The following is a 14538-nucleotide window of genomic DNA, read 5'->3' as shown; positions in this document are numbered from 1 at the left end:
ACTCTCAAGCCGACGCATCCTCGCCGCCTTCGAACAACTGGATGGGTGCACCCGGCATGATGGTCGAGATCGCGTGCTTGTACACAAGCTGCGAGTGTCCATCGCGCCGCAACAGCAAGCAGAAGTTGTCGAACCAAGTGACAATGCCCTGCAGCTTCACCCCATTGACCAGAAAGATCGTCAGTGGCGTTTTGGTTTTACGAACGTGATTGAGGAAGGTGTCTTGTAGATTTTGTGCGCGGTCTGCCGCCATTGTTTTTATCCCGCTATGTGCTTCTTTTTATTGAACCGGTTGCCGCCCTCTGATGGGGCATTCCCCGGCTGCCCCACCCCTTGAGTCCCCCTCTGGGGGTGCGGCGAGCCGATTAGAGGGCAGGTCCGGTTTTTAGGCAAGCCGCTTGAGACGGCAGTGGGAGGGCTAAATCGTAGATTTCTTTGCAAAACTTTCGAAGAAAGGCGAATTTTCCCAAGCAAATGCATGAAACTGCACCGCTTTTTGGGATTTCCGCCTCTCAGCCGACCCCGAGCGCCTTCAGCTTCCGGTGCAGCGCCGATCGCTCCATACCGACAAATTCCGCGGTCCGCGAGATATTGCCGGAGAAGCGGCTGATCTGGGCGATCAAATAATCCCGCTCGAACACCTCGCGCGCCTCGCGCAAGGGCAGGCCCATGATGTGCTCGCCATTGTTGCTGGTCGGCATCGCCGGGACCATGGAGCCGACGTCCTGCGGCAGCATATCAGCGGTAATGATGGTTTCCGGCCCGCCGGCGGCCAGAATCATGACGCGCTCGACGTTGTTGCGCAACTGGCGGACATTGCCCGGCCAGACATGCGACTGCAGCACCGCCATCGCGTCCTGGCCGATCTGCCGCTTCGGCAGGCCGGTGGTGGCCGAGATCTGGTCCATGAAATAGTCGATCAGTTCGGGGATGTCCTCCCGCCGCTCCGACAGCGGCGGCACCCGGATCGGCACCACCGAGAGCCGATGATAGAGGTCCTCGCGGAAGTGGCCGGCGGCGATTTCCTCTTCGAGGTTGCGCGCGGTCGAGGAAATGATGCGGACGTCGACATGGACTTTTGTGGTGCCGCCCTGGCGCTGGAAAGTCTGGTCGACCAGTACCCGCAGGATCTTGTTCTGGGTCTCCCGCGGCATGTCGCCGATTTCGTCGATGAACAGGGTGCCGCCATGCGCCTCCTCCAGCGCGCCGGTTTTGCGCGGCTGCTCGCCGTTGGACTGCTCGATGCCGAACAGTTCGACTTCCATCCGCTCCGGCGTGATGGCCGCGGCATTGATCACCACGAACGGTCCATCGGCGCGATTGGAAGCAGCATGCAGCGTACGCGCCACCAGTTCCTTCCCCGAACCGGCGGGGCCGACGATCAGGATGCGGCTGTTGGCCTTCGCCGCGCGCTCGATCGTCTGCCGGAGCTGGTTCATGGACGGCGAGCGTCCGGTCAGAATGCTCGCGGTCGGCGCAAGCTGTTTCAATTCCCGCACTTCCCGTTTCAGTCGCGACGTCTCCAGCGCGCGCGTCGCCACGAGGATGAGCCGATCCGATTTGAACGGCTTCTCGATGAAGTCATAGGCGCCGCGCTTGATCGCGGCGACGGCGGTTTCGATGTTGCCGTGACCGGAGATCATGACGACAGGCAGATCGGGATGATCGCGCTTGATCTGCTCCAGGAGCTGCAGGCCGTCGAGCTTGGAGCCTTGCAGCCAGATGTCGAGAAACACCAGGTGCGGGCGGCGGTTGGCGATCTCGGCGAGCGCCGTATCGCTGTCGCGCGCGGTGCGGGTCGAAAATCCCTCATCGTCGAGAATGCCCGCAACCAGTTCACGAATATCGGCCTCGTCGTCGACGATCAAAATATCACTTGCCATCGGTCCCACCCTGCCTCTCGTCAGTTGCCTGTTGCGGCTTCGGTTTTTGTGTCACTGTTGGTCGCTTCAGCCGAGTTGTTGGTTTCGGATGCCGGCTGTTTTGTTTCGTCCGTCGGTTTCGTTTCGCTCATCGTCGGATTGTTGTCCGTACCCTGCCCCTTCACCTCGATTTTCGATGCATGTCCCGAGACCGCAAAACGCAGGCGCATCCACGCGCCGCGCTGGCCGGGCCGGAAATCGGATGCATCCTTGAGTTCGATGCGCCCACCATGGTCCTCGAGCACGCGCCCGACGATGGCAAGCCCAAGGCCCGTGCCCTTGGCGCGCGTCGTCACATAGGGTTCGAGCAGGCGCTGGCGCGCCACTTTGGGCAGTCCGATCCCGTTGTCGATGACGTCGATGATGATCTCGTCCTTCTCGCGCTGGGCGACGACGTCGATACGGCCCTTGCCCAATTCGTCCGGCGCCACCGCCTCGATGGCTTCGGTCGCGTTCTTGATGATGTTGGTCAGCGCCTGGGAGATCAGCCGCCGATCGAACTGCGCGCGCAGCGGATCTTCCTTGATGTCGGTTTCGATATCGATATCGGGGTGCCCCACCTTCATCAGGAACACGGCCTGCCGCACGGTGTCGGCCACGTCCTCGCCCTCGATCACCGGCTTGGGCATGCGCGCGAAACGTGAGAACTCATCGACCATCCGCCTGATATCGTCGACCTGGCGCACGATGGTTTCGGTGCATTGGTCGAACACCGCCTTGTCGTCGGTGATGACCTTGCCGAATTTGCGGCGGATGCGTTCGGCAGAGAGCTGTATCGGCGTCAACGGATTCTTGATCTCGTGGGCGATGCGGCGCGCCACATCGCCCCAGGCCGAGGTGCGCTGCGCCGAGACCAGCTCGGTGATGTCGTCGAGCGTGATGATGTAGCTGTCCCGCGAGGATTGGCTGCTCTTCTCTGCGCTGATGCGAACCGAGAGATTGCGCTCGCTGCCGTCGCGCAGGAGCGTCACCTGCCCCTGGACGAGGCGCTGGTTGCCCTCGCGCGCGGTCTTCATCAATTCATCGAGTTCGGGCAGCACATCGGAGAGCGGATGGTCCAGCGTCTCGGATTCGGCATGGCCGATCAGCTTTTCCGCGGAACGGTTGAGAATGCCGATGCTGCCGGACGCATCGACGCCGATGATGCCGGCGCTGGCCGACGACAGCACGCCCTCGATGAAACGGCGCCGGCTGTCGATCAGCTCGCTCGCGTTGACGAGTTCGTCGCGCTGGGTGCGCAGCTCCTGCGTCATCTTGTTGAAGGTCTCACCCAACTGGGCGAGATCGCCTTCCGACTTCATAACCGGCACCTGCACATGCAGATCGCCGGTGGAGACCATATTGGCCGCGTTCATCAGGCGCCGGATCGGGGCTACCAGCCAGTTGGCGAAATTCAGCCCGATCAGGACCGAAGCCATCAGGATGGTCAGCGCGATCACGGCAAACATCAGCGCGAAGGCGACCTGAATGCCGAGCCGTTGCGATTCCATTTCGGAATAGCCGGCGACGCTGGCCTCGGTCTGCTTGAGTTGCGCCACCACGCGCGGGTCGAGCACGCGCTCGACATAAAGGAACGTGTCGGTAAAAGCCCGCAACCGGATCACTGCCGCGACCGAATTCGAATCGGGCAGCACCGCGATTTCGGGCTCGTCCTCATTGACATTTTTCAGGAAGTCGGGTGACGGCGGCGAATAGGGTAGCTGAGAGCCGGTATCCGCCGTGACCAACGGCTTGGCGTCCTTGTCCATGATCATGGCGCCCGGCAGATTGCGGGCGACGGCACTCGCCGTCAGCAATTGCAGAAATGAGCCGCGATCCTGATCGTACAACGGCCTTGCATGGCTGATGTCGACGGCCATTCCCAGAATGTCGCCGCGAATGAGCTGGGCATGTTCCTGCACATAGGCGCGGGCAATGGTCAGCGAGTTCTGAATGACTTCCCGCGTCGGCCCCGAAAACAGCCGGTCGAGGCCGCGGTCGATGGTGACGTTGGCGATGATCGCCACCAGCACCGCCGGCAACACGGCGATTACCGAGAAAAGCCCGACGACCTGGATGTGCAGGCGCGCCGCGGCCCGGCCACGGCGCCGCGCCAGCACCATCTGCCAGACTTCGCGGAGAATGATCCCCACCAGGAGCAGAATGGTGGCGACGTTAATCAGGTAGAACGACTTCACCACCGGCGGGGTCGGTGGGATCCGGGTGAGCCCTGTCAGGACGATGAAGGTCAGGAACGCCGACAGGAGCGCGATGCCGACCGCAAACGGCGCCAGCCAGCGCCGCAGGGACGACCGCTTCGGCTCAGCAAGCGATGGATCGAACGGTGCTGGTGCGGCCTCTGCGCTGATCATTCCGGCAAGGTGTGGTGCTGAAGCGGGTCACATTCGCGGGATGCGAACTGATGCATTCATATCACAATGTTGCCGAATTGCGACAATTCCGCGGCGCGTCTGCCATCGAAATATTCATCCACAAGCGAACCAAACCTTTCGAAATGTCGCGGCAAACCTATGCGGGCTCGGATGTATCGAGGGAGCGGCCCTCGCGTATGACGGAGCGGCGTTCCACCAGCGCATCCATGCCGTGCCGGTGGAGCCACAGAAGACCCATTGCAAGCTGCCGCAAATCGTTTCGATCCGGGCCGATCGGGAGCCGGCGCGCGCGACGCAGAGCGTCTGCGGCCTGCCGTTCCAGGGGCGACATCTCGTGCTCCATTCTCGGGCTCAATTGCTCTCCTTCTTCCGATCATGAGGTGATCGGAGTCAGACGACATTCACCTACATGATGTCGCGGGTATTTTTTGTGAGCTGGTTCACTAAACCGGCACGTGGTCCGGGCCGAACTGGCTGCGTGGACTAGGTTTTGCGGCTTGCCTTGGCGGTCCTGGTCCGGTTGTCGGCGGCTTCCTTGGCGAGCCTGAGTTCACGAAGCCGCGCCATATTTGCCCGCACCGCTATTGCTTTCTCGGCGACCTCTTTCATGGCTTGCGCACCCTCCTCGGCAGCTCGCCGCTGTCGGTCCTGCCGCGCTGCCTGTTCTGGGGAAAGAGTGTCTGGACGCTTGCTGCTCACGAGCGGCCTACCGGGTTCGGGGCCGAGACTCCGGCTCCGGACCCGAGCGAGCCGAAGCCGACCCAATCGGCAGCGCCACTCTCAGCCTTTGTGTAAGCGTTTGGCGGACCCGCGATCGCATTCGCACGCAACTCGGTTGGGTTGTTCAGCCGAACCAACGCACCGGGACTTACGAAGTTCCCCGTGCGTCCGGATGGCGTGCAAATGCGAACGGAAGCGGCCCGTTACCGGTAGCCGCGACGCTGGCGTGCGAAAGCATAGCGCGGGTTGATGCCACAGGTCGCATTGGTGCCGGCTGCACTCGCCATGCACTCGCGATAGGTGGCGAATTGACAATTGCCTGGATAGCCCCAGGTTCTCCCCTGCAGGCAGTAACGTCCCGCGGCGGATGCCGGCGAGAGCGAGGCGGCAACGACAAGCAAGGCAACAGCAGACATGCCGGCGAACAGAATGCGATGCATCTGACTGGCTCCTCGGGTCGGGTTTGATGATGAACGCTCCGACCCCCTTACCGTTCCTATCGTAAGTTGCGTCCGGCCTCTTCGCGCCGAAGTCGTGGATAGGCCCATGTTGTAAGCGACGTGTAAGCTTCGCATTGCAGGATGACCGCGCGCCGTTCTCAGAGGCGCAGCTTCGGTCTCCCAAGCTCGAAGCGGCCCCGCCTGCTAGATCCTCCAGCAGGCGGGGTTCCATAGCGTCAATTGCCGCTGCGATAGACCTGGATGTCGAGGTCGCGGATTTTTTTCCGCAGCGTGTTGCGGTTGAGCCCGAGCAGGTCGGCCGCCCGGATCTGATTTCCGCGGGTTGCCGCCAGCGCTGCGGTGAGCAGCGGAACCTCGATCTCCTTGAGGATGCGGTGATAGAGGCCCGGCGGCGGCACGCCGTTCGGGAAGCCTTGGAAGTGCGACGACAAATATGCCTCCACGGCGCCACCGAGATTGTCGATGCCGTGCTGGACGGCGGCGCCGGCGGTCACCGCCGGAGGCGCCAGCTCGCCGTCGATGACCGAGGCGGTGATGACGTCCTGCGGATAGAGCGCCGCGAGCCGCCGGGCGAGATTTTCCAATTCACGCACATTTCCCGGCCAGCGATGCTGCTTGAGCCGCTCCAGCGCCAGCGCGTCCAGCTTCTTCGGCGGCAAGCCGTCCTTCTCGGCAAGGGCGAAGAAGTGCCGCACGAGGTCCGGCAAATCCTCGATGCGCTCGCGCAGCGGCGGCAGCCGCAGCGGCACCACGTTGAGGCGGAAGAACAGGTCTTCGCGAAACAGGCCCTGCTGGATCAGGATGCGCAAATCCTTGTTCGAGGCGGCGACAATGCGCACGTCGGTCTTGATCGGGGTACGGCCGCCGACGGTGGTGTATTCGCCTTGCTGCAGCACGCGCAATAGCCGGGTCTGCGCCTCCATCGGCATGTCGCCGATCTCGTCCAGAAACAGCGTGCCCCCTTCGGCCTGTTCGAAGCGGCCCGAGGCGCGGGTGTTGGCGCCGGTGAACGCGCCGCGCTCATGGCCGAACAGTTCCGATTCGATGAGATCGCGCGGGATCGCCGCCATGTTGACCGCAACGAACGGCCCATTGCGCCGCTTGCCGTAGTCGTGCAGCGCGCGCGCCACCAGCTCCTTGCCGGTGCCGGACTCGCCCGAAATCATCACGGTAAGATCGGTCTGCATCAATCGCGCCAGCACGCGGTAGATTTCCTGCATCGCCGGCGAGCGGCCGACCAGCGGGATCGATTCGAATTCCTGCTCGTCGGGCTGGCTCGGCGTGCGCTCCTTCGGCTCGGCGAGCGCGCGGCCCACGATCGCGATAAGCTCCTTCAGATCGAAGGGCTTTGGCAGGTATTCATATGCGCCGCGCTCGGACGCGCGGATCGCGGTCATGAAAGTGTTCTGCGCGCTCATCACGATGACCGGGAGGTTCGGTCGCATCTTCTTGATGCGCGGCAAGAGGTCGAACGCGTTTTCGTCCGGCATCACCACGTCGGTGATGACGAGGTCGCCCTCGCCCTGGCTGACCCAGCGCCACAAGGTGGCGGCGTTCCCGGTGAGCCGGACTTCATAGCCGGCGCGCGAGAGAGCCTGATTGAGAACCGTCCGGATGGCGGTGTCGTCATCGGCGACAAGAATGCTTCCTGCAGGCATTGTTAGTCCTCATCGGTCCTGTGAGGCATGCAACGGCGTCCCCGGAACGTCATCGCGATGGCTTTGCTCTGGTTGCTGTTTGGCGCTGTTGTACATGGGCATCAGCACCCGGAAGATGGTCTTGCGCGGCTGCGACTCGCATTCGATGATGCCGCCGTGGTCGCCGACGATCTTCGCGACCAGCGCGAGACCGAGGCCGCTGCCGGTCTGCTTCGTCGTCACGAACGGATCGAACAGATTGGGCAACAGGTCCTCCGGCACGCCGGGACCATTGTCTTTGACACAAAATTCTAACGGCAAGGAGACACGCGATTTCTTGCCAGGAACCGAGAGCCGCACGCCCGGCCGGAACGCGGTGGTAAGCTGGATTTCGGCATCGGTCCCGAGATCGACCACCGCTTCAGCCGCGTTCTTCACCAGGTTCAGGAACACCTGGATCAACTGGTCCTGATTGGCGAGCACGGGCGGCAACGAGGGATCGTAATCCTCGACAAAGCGGACGTTGCGGGCAAATCCCGATTGCGCCAGCCGCTTCACGTGATCGAGCACGGAATGGATGTTGACGGGGCCGCGCGCCACCGGACGGTCGTCGCCGAACACTTCCATGCGGTCGACGAGCGTCACGATACGGTCGGCCTCATCGCAGATCAGCCGCGTCAGCATGCGGTCCTCGGACGAGGCCTGCTGCTCCAGGAGTTGCGCCGCGCCACGGATACCGGAGAGCGGGTTCTTGATCTCATGCGCGAGCATGGCGGCCAGCGCGATCACCGAGCGCGCGGCACTGCGATGGGTGAGCTGGCGGTCCATCTTGTCGGCGATGGTGCGCTCCTGCAGCATTACCACGATATGGCCCGGCCGCTCTGTGAGCGGCGCGACGTGCAGGTCCACCTGGCGATCGCCGCCGTTGCGCGGCGTGCCGAGATCGACCTTGTATTCATTGACCGGCGAATTGCCCGACCGCACCTGGTCGATCAAGGACAGCAAGGGACTGCCAAACGGCACCAGCTCCTTCAGCGACTGGCGCTGCAGGAACTGCGTCGAGAGATCGAAGAAGGCCTCGGCGGCGTTATTGGCGTCGATGATCTTGCCGTCCGGCCCGATCAGCAGCACCGGATTGGGCAGCGCGTTCAGGATCGCATCGCTGTCGGATAGCAGTGCCTTGCGATGTTCTGCGGCTGTCGTCGTCATGCAGCGGCACTCCATGCAAAGTCGTCGAACGCTTCGGTGAGGGCCTGATGCACGCGGCGCGGATCGTCCGACGTCAGAATCCGCTCGCGCCAGCCCTTGAGCGTCTCGGCGGGCGCCTGCGCGCAAGCGGCCGCAATGTCGAGGGCCCAGGACAGATGTTTGCGCGCGTGGCGCAGGCCGACACGCAAGCCGTAATGGCTGCAGACTTCATCATAGAGCGCGCGCAGGTCAGCAAGCTGCTGCGGCAGGCTCGGCGTCTCCTCGACGATCCCGGTCGCGAGCCGCCGCGCGATCTGCCCGGGCACCCAAGGAGCGCCTTGCGCGCCGCGACCGATCATAACGGCATCCGCGCCCGATTCGTCGAGCGCGGTGACCGCGGTCTCGAATGAGGTGATGTCGCCATTGACGACCAGCGGAATGGAAATAGCCTCGCGCACGGCGCGTACGGCGGCCCAGTCGGCACTGCCCTTGTAGAATTGCGCGCGGGTGCGGCCGTGCACCGTGACCATCCTCACGCCGGCGGCCTCAGCCCGGCGCGCCAGTTCGGGGGCATTGCGCGTGCGATCATCCCAGCCGAGCCGCATCTTCAGCGTCACCGGGACAGTTGCGGCCGCGACGGTCGCTTCGATCAGGCTGGTCGCATGGTCGAGATCGCGCATCAGCGCCGATCCGGACTGTCCGCCGGTCACGTGGCGGGCGGGACAGCCCATATTGATGTCAATGATGTCGGCGCCGGCCTGTTCGGCGATTCGAACCCCCTCGGCCATCCAACGGGCTTCGCAGCCTGCAAGCTGCACCACATGGGGTCCGATTCCGGCCGCCTCGCAGCGCAACCTGGAGATGGCGCGGCCCTGAGCCAAATCGTCACTGGCGGTCATTTCGGAGACGACCAGGCCGGCCCCCAGCCTTGCCGCCAGGCGCCGGAAAGGGGCGTCGGTAATGCCTGACATCGGGGCGAGTAGGACCCGGTTGGCGAGCTGAATATCGCCTATTCTCAGCGACTTGGAACGTAGATCGTCCGGGCCGTTCACGGATGTCTCGTCTTTCGGGGCGCAGCCGCATCATCGCGGCTGCTGTCGATCCAATTTTGCGCACAATTCTTGTGCAGTCAAGCTTTATGCCTACACTTTAGACAATTCTTGCAGTCTGGCAAGTGCACTGCAGCAATATCTGCCCTGCTCATACCGCCGACGAGAAGCTGAATCTCTCACCTTTTCGGCCAACCCGTGTTATGGGCTGCCCCGCCTGGGCCGCGCTTCGCGCGAAACCCTCTCCAACGCATCACCGATATTTGAGTCGCATGGCAAATTCTGAACGAACGGCAGCCGTCCTTGTCGCAGCCGGGCGAGGCTTACGCGCCGGCAGCGGCGGACCGAAACAATATCGCGTCATCGCCGGGCAAACCGTAATTTTTCGCGCCATGCAGCCGTTCTGCACGCATCCGCAGATCGATGCCGTGCAGCCCGTGCTCAACCCCGACGACACCGCGATGTTTAATGCGGCGACCGAGGGTCTGCGTCATCGAGAACCGGCGCATGGCGGCACGACGCGGCAGGCATCCGTGCGTGCCGGGCTCGAGGCGCTGGCCGAGCAAAAGCCCGATATCGTGTTGATCCACGATGCGGCGCGCCCCTTTGTCTCGCAGGCGCTGATCTCGCGCGCAATCGAGGCCGCACACCGGACCGGCGCTGCGATTCCGACCATTCCGGTAGCCGACACCATCAAGCTGGTCGACGCCGGCGGCAATGTCGCCGACACCCCTGCCCGCGCGCAGCTCCGGATCGCGCAAACGCCACAGGCGTTTCGTTACGACGTCATTTTGGAGGCGCACCGCCGCGCGGCGCAGGAGGGACGCGATGATTTCACAGATGATGCGGCGCTCGCCGAGTGGGCGGGATTGACGGTTGCAACCTTTGAAGGCGATGTTGCCAATATGAAGCTCACCACTCCCGAAGACTTTGTGCGCGAGGAAGCGCGCCTGGCCGCGTCTCTCGGCGACATCAGGACGGGCACCGGCTATGACGTGCACGCCTTCGGCGCGGGCGATCATGTCATGATCTGCGGCGTGCGCGTGCCCCACACCAAGGGCTTTCTTGCGCATTCCGACGGCGACGTCGGCCTGCATGCGCTGGTCGATGCGATTCTGGGCGCGCTCGCGGACGGCGACATCGGCTCCCACTTCCCGCCTTCCGATGCCAAGTGGAAAGGCGCCTCCTCCGATCGCTTCCTGAAATATGCAGTGGACCGCGTCACCGCACGCGGCGGCCGCATCGCCAATCTCGAGGTGACGCTGATCTGCGAGCGGCCGAAGATCGGACCCTTGCGCGACACGATGCGGGCGCGGATTGCCGAGATTTCGGGGGTGGACATCTCGCGGGTGGCCGTGAAGGCGACCACATCCGAAAAGCTCGGCTTCACCGGCCGCGAGGAAGGCATCGCCGCCACCGCGAGCGCCACCATCCGCCTGCCCTGGAGTGCTTGACAATGACCGGCAGCGACGCTCGGCCCCTCGCCCGTTCGCTGCTTGATCTGTGCCGGATGCGCAAGCTCACCATTGCGACCGCCGAGTCCTGCACCGGCGGCCTCGTCGCCGGCGCGCTGACCGACATTCCCGGCTCGTCCGACGTGGTGGACCGCGGCTTTGTCACCTATTCCAATGAAGCCAAGCGCGCGATGCTCGGGGTCAACGCCTCGACGCTCGCAACCTTCGGGGCGGTCAGCAAGGAGACCGCAACCCAAATGGCGATCGGGGCGCTGGAACGCGCCGGCGTCGATCTTGCGGTAGCGATCACCGGCATTGCCGGCCCCGGTGGCGCCGTTCCCGGCAAGCCGGTGGGCCTCGTGCATTTCGCCGCCGCTGCCCGCGACGGCCGCATCATCCATCGCGAAATGCGCTTCGGCGGCATCGGCCGCACCGCCGTGCGCCAGCGCAGCGTGGTGGAAGCGCTCCGCATGCTGATGGAGCTCGCTCGGGCTCCCCATGCAAGCGCAAAGCCGCGCCGCGAAGCGGCAAGCCGGTTGCGGCTGCGGGTAGCGCGGACGCCGCGCCGGCATGCGGTGAAGCGAAGGCGACCACCCCGAGGATAGTTGGCCTCAATCAAGCGACTGCATTGAGCCGCAGCAGCCGCCCCGATGTCACGCCAAATCGTGGAAGGTGAAGGTCTGCCCGAGCGCGCTTCCGATCGCGCCTCCGGGGACCACCGCTCCGTTGTAGGTCGCCCCGTCGACATAGAGGTTGCGATCGGCTTGCGGCGTGCCGTCCCAACGATCGTTGAGGAAGTGAACGAGCACGCTGTGATCGCCGGGGGCCCAATTGCCATCCACGGTGACGAGCTCGTCCTGGCCCGCGGCGTGAGAGGCGTGCGCGGTAAGCGTGTCTCCGACCTGAACGCCATCGACCGAGACGGTGTACATCGCATCGCCGACATAGGCGTCTTCGCTGATCTTCAGCACCAACTGGTCCGGTCCGCTGCCGATCACGGTCGAGCCCGCCGGTGGCGACTGCGTCGATGAGGTCTGAGACCCGGAAGTCTGGCCCGATGTGGCCGACGTTGACGTTGTTGTCGTTCCAGTCGCTGCCGTCGTCCCCGTCGACGTGTCCTGGAAGGTGAAGGTCTGCCCGACCGCGCTTCCGATCGCGCCTCCCGGGACGACAGCTCCGTTGTAGGTCGCGCCGTCGACATACAGGTTGCGATCGGTCTGCGGCGTGCCGTCCCAGCGATCATTGAGAAAGTGAACGAGCACGCTATGGCTACCGGGCGCCCAATCGCCTTCGACCGTAACAAGCTCGTCCTGGCCCGCGGCGTGAGAGGCGTGCGCGGTGAGCGTGTCGCCGATCTGAACGCCATCGACCGAGACGGTGTACATGGCGTCACCAAGATAAGCGTCTTCGCTGATCTTCAACACCAATTGGTCCGGTCCGCTGCCAATCACGGTCGATCCTGCCGGCGGCGGTGGTGGTGGATCCTGTGAGACCTGCGAAGCCGTCGTGGCGCCGTACAGGCCGGGATCATGTCCGTCCGGCGACGAGACCGTGCCTTGCGCAACGGCGGTTGCGGACGGATCGGAAGAGAAAACCCTGATGTAGTCGATGTGCGAGCTGATCGGCACGTCTGCGATGCCGGCGGCTGCCTGCGTGGCCAGGTCCGCGATCATGTACATGGGGCCGTGCATGTCGCTCGGCGTCGGGTGCGACCCGATGAACTGGCCGTCGATGTAGAAACTGACCTGATCCGGCTGCCAGTTCATGCCATAGGTGTGATAGCCGGCGGGATTCTGCATCTGGCTCGTGACCTGGAGCAGATCTTGCCAGTCCTGGTTCGGCCCCGGGTCGGTGGTGTGGATGCCGCTGTAGACGGTTGAATCGGAAATGCCATAACGTTCGGCGACATCCAGCTCCTGCCAATGCCCGGTCTGGGTCGGATCAGGGATCGGATGATCAGGCAGCAGCCAGAACGCATCCCAACCGCCGGGCAGGCTCGAGAAATCCGCACGGATCTCGAAGTAACCGTATGTCTGGGAAAAATTTCCTTGCGTGGTAATCAGGCCGGACTCCCAGGCTCCGGGGACTCCATACGGCGTTCGATCAGGCACGGCGGTGATCGTAAGCGCGCCCTGCGAGACGGAGAACGGATCATAGCCCGAGCCGGGATCGACAAACGAGCTCGTGCCGAAGCCGACGTCAGAAAACGCATCACCGCGCCATTCCGCGCGCGTATCAGCCCAGGTGGTGCCGGCCCCCGTCAGCGAGATGCTTCTCGCGTTGAACTCGTCATCGAATGTCAGCTTGTAGCCTGTCAAATCGATCATCGGACGCTCCTCGCAATCGGAAACCGTCGATTGAAGCGGCTGAATTATTCAACCATACCACATCTTCGTTGCTCTTCACGACGCAAATGCGGCGGTGCAAGATGTTGTGACCGCTGAAATGATAGGCATCCATCGTCACCCCGAGATGACAATTTCAAAGGCAGCAGCTTCGCTGATCTGCCGGATTGAACCGCACAGGTCGATACGTGTCTCCATCGAACAGGAACTTCCGATGGTTAGGCGAAGGTAAGGGAATGAATTTGCTGACGTCAAAAATGTCAGACCAGATGTCACGCAGTGACGAGCCTCAAATCAGTTTCAGCGCTCCCATTCGCCGCTTCGCTTGAAGATCATTTCGGTGGCAAAGGCCGCGCGTGCACAGAGAGCTTTGCTGAAAGCGGTGCAAGCTGATCGCGTCGTTCGGAAATGGGCCGCGAAATCATCGAGTCTTGGAACCGGCGGGACGACCGATCATTGGACTAGTCGCACTGAATGTGCAGCAAAGCACCGAAGGAGTTCACATCCATGGTCGGCGGGACTCCGAACGCGTATTCGTTCTGGCTTTTGGCGGGCTGGGCAGCGGGGATCATTGTTCTCGGGCTGGCTCTTGCGTATGCAGCTATGCGCGCCGGCTGGCTGCGGCGCAATGAGCGGGAGCGGCTCGACCGGAACACGCAAGCCGTCCGCCACGTCGAAGAGGTGGCCGAAGCCAACGCGGCGAGGCCGGATTTCGGGTTAAGAAAAAATGTTCCCTACGCGCTTATCATCCCGGTCGTCATTGTATGTTTCGCGATCGTGTGGATGGTCTGGTCCCTCTACGGCACCAACATGGGAACACAGAAAGGCGCGACGACAGGCAGCGCCCCTCCCCGGCAAAGCGAGCAAACCACTCAGGCCCCCGTGGCCCCGGGCAACGACGCTGCGAGTGATTCTGCGCGGGGCGGTCAGGAACCTCTGAACAAGAGTCACTGAAACATCATGCTCGACGACCTTCAATTATCTTCGTTGGGTTTGGCTCTCGACGTCGTCCACGTCATTCCGGGATGCGCTGAAAGCGCTCACCGCGGACGGTCTCACCGGTGATCCAGCGAGCCTCGTGCGGGGAAAGCAACGTGACGACGTCGCCAATGTGTAACGCGCCGATTCGCCCGTCGCGTTAATCTGCCGCAGGCCGTCGGCTTGCACCGTCGGGCAAATCACCGCCATCGTCTCGCGCACCCTGTCCCGGCAAGAGGGGCGTTACGGCCGATCGTCACGAAACGTGGGGCAGGGTGCGGTGGACGTGATGGTGTTGATGGACGAGCAGCACTTGTTGCGGACGGCGAAGTCGTGTGGTCCTGGCGCGCCCATGCAGGCGCCAAGTTGGCGACGATGCTTAATGCTCGCGCCGGCGACGGTGGCAACAAGC

At 63.3% G+C, this 14538-nt stretch carries 12 protein-coding genes; 3 read left to right on the top strand and 9 right to left on the bottom strand.

Annotated elements, in window-relative coordinates; genetic code table 11:
• Positions 1-4: 4 nt before the first annotated feature.
• The 8 genes from hfq to dusB all read right to left on the bottom strand — a co-directional run bounded on the left by hfq (position 5) and on the right by dusB (position 9319).
• Positions 5-253: an RNA chaperone Hfq gene (hfq, locus tag F758_RS0127950; RefSeq protein ID WP_006613906.1), complete on the bottom strand. Its 249-nt coding sequence runs from the start codon at positions 251-253 to the stop codon at positions 5-7.
• 259 nt (positions 254-512) lie between these two features.
• Positions 513-1883 (bottom strand): nitrogen assimilation response regulator NtrX, encoded by a 1371-nt coding sequence (ntrX, locus tag F758_RS0127945; RefSeq protein WP_024510988.1) that lies wholly within the window; start codon positions 1881-1883, stop codon positions 513-515.
• A gap of 20 nt (positions 1884-1903) precedes the next feature.
• On the bottom strand, positions 1904-4273 hold the full coding sequence (locus F758_RS0127940) for a sensor histidine kinase NtrY-like (protein ID WP_024510987.1): 2370 nt from the start codon (positions 4271-4273) through the stop codon (positions 1904-1906).
• 504 nt (positions 4274-4777) lie between these two features.
• Positions 4778-4903 (bottom strand): hypothetical protein, encoded by a 126-nt coding sequence (locus F758_RS53025; RefSeq protein ID WP_349543428.1) that lies wholly within the window; start codon positions 4901-4903, stop codon positions 4778-4780.
• 314 nt (positions 4904-5217) lie between these two features.
• Positions 5218-5454 carry a DUF3551 domain-containing protein gene (locus F758_RS0127925; protein WP_024510985.1) on the bottom strand — a complete coding sequence of 79 codons (237 nt, stop codon included), beginning with the start codon at positions 5452-5454 and terminating at the stop codon, positions 5218-5220.
• 236 nt (positions 5455-5690) lie between these two features.
• Complete coding sequence (ntrC, locus tag F758_RS0127920) at positions 5691-7133, bottom strand: nitrogen regulation protein NR(I) (RefSeq protein ID WP_024510984.1); 1443 nt, start codon at positions 7131-7133, stop codon at positions 5691-5693.
• Positions 7134-7142: 9 nt separating this feature from the next.
• Positions 7143-8321, bottom strand: coding sequence for a two-component system sensor histidine kinase NtrB (locus F758_RS0127915; RefSeq protein WP_035723296.1), 1179 nt, complete (start codon positions 8319-8321; stop codon positions 7143-7145).
• Entirely contained in the window at positions 8318-9319 is a 1002-nt protein-coding gene (dusB, locus tag F758_RS0127910; protein WP_084305697.1) for a tRNA dihydrouridine synthase DusB, read from the bottom strand. The genes F758_RS0127915 and dusB overlap by 4 nt, the downstream gene beginning before the upstream one ends.
• Before the next feature lie 302 nt (positions 9320-9621).
• Between dusB and F758_RS0127905 the strand changes: the two genes are divergently transcribed.
• Both F758_RS0127905 and F758_RS0127900 read left to right on the top strand, forming a co-directional pair.
• Positions 9622-10803, top strand: a complete 1182-nt coding sequence (locus tag F758_RS0127905; protein ID WP_024510981.1) for a bifunctional 2-C-methyl-D-erythritol 4-phosphate cytidylyltransferase/2-C-methyl-D-erythritol 2,4-cyclodiphosphate synthase — start codon at positions 9622-9624, stop codon at positions 10801-10803.
• 2 nt (positions 10804-10805) lie between these two features.
• Positions 10806-11408, top strand: a complete 603-nt coding sequence (locus F758_RS0127900) for a CinA family protein (RefSeq protein WP_024510980.1) — start codon at positions 10806-10808, stop codon at positions 11406-11408.
• 48 nt (positions 11409-11456) lie between these two features.
• Here F758_RS0127900 and F758_RS44660 read toward each other — a convergent pair whose 3' ends face one another.
• Positions 11457-13130: a carbohydrate-binding domain-containing protein gene (locus F758_RS44660; RefSeq protein ID WP_024510979.1), complete on the bottom strand. Its 1674-nt coding sequence runs from the start codon at positions 13128-13130 to the stop codon at positions 11457-11459.
• Positions 13131-13655: 525 nt separating this feature from the next.
• Here F758_RS44660 and F758_RS0127890 point away from each other — a divergent pair.
• Positions 13656-14102: a hypothetical protein gene (locus F758_RS0127890; RefSeq protein WP_024510978.1), complete on the top strand. Its 447-nt coding sequence runs from the start codon at positions 13656-13658 to the stop codon at positions 14100-14102.
• Positions 14103-14538: the final 436 nt, after the last annotated feature.

Origin of the sequence: Bradyrhizobium sp. ARR65, assembly GCF_000472385.1 — a bacterium.
GTDB lineage: Bacteria > Pseudomonadota > Alphaproteobacteria > Rhizobiales > Xanthobacteraceae > Bradyrhizobium.
Note: the sequence above shows the minus strand (reverse complement) of the source record. Positions and strands in the feature narration are given on the sequence as shown.

Coding starts and splice junctions, on each gene's coding strand:
- hfq (WP_006613906.1), bottom strand. CDS start 253: ATGGCGGCAGACCGCGCACAAAATCTACAAGACACCTTCCTCAATCAC.
- ntrX (WP_024510988.1), bottom strand. CDS start 1,883: ATGGCAAGTGATATTTTGATCGTCGACGACGAGGCCGATATTCGTGAA.
- F758_RS0127940 (WP_024510987.1), bottom strand. CDS start 4,273: ATGATCAGCGCAGAGGCCGCACCAGCACCGTTCGATCCATCGCTTGCT.
- F758_RS53025 (WP_349543428.1), bottom strand. CDS start 4,903: ATGAAAGAGGTCGCCGAGAAAGCAATAGCGGTGCGGGCAAATATGGCG.
- F758_RS0127925 (WP_024510985.1), bottom strand. CDS start 5,454: ATGCATCGCATTCTGTTCGCCGGCATGTCTGCTGTTGCCTTGCTTGTC.
- ntrC (WP_024510984.1), bottom strand. CDS start 7,133: ATGCCTGCAGGAAGCATTCTTGTCGCCGATGACGACACCGCCATCCGG.
- F758_RS0127915 (WP_035723296.1), bottom strand. CDS start 8,321: ATGACGACGACAGCCGCAGAACATCGCAAGGCACTGCTATCCGACAGC.
- F758_RS0127905 (WP_024510981.1), top strand. CDS start 9,622: ATGGCAAATTCTGAACGAACGGCAGCCGTCCTTGTCGCAGCCGGGCGA.
- F758_RS0127900 (WP_024510980.1), top strand. CDS start 10,806: ATGACCGGCAGCGACGCTCGGCCCCTCGCCCGTTCGCTGCTTGATCTG.
- F758_RS44660 (WP_024510979.1), bottom strand. CDS start 13,130: ATGATCGATTTGACAGGCTACAAGCTGACATTCGATGACGAGTTCAAC.
- F758_RS0127890 (WP_024510978.1), top strand. CDS start 13,656: ATGGTCGGCGGGACTCCGAACGCGTATTCGTTCTGGCTTTTGGCGGGC.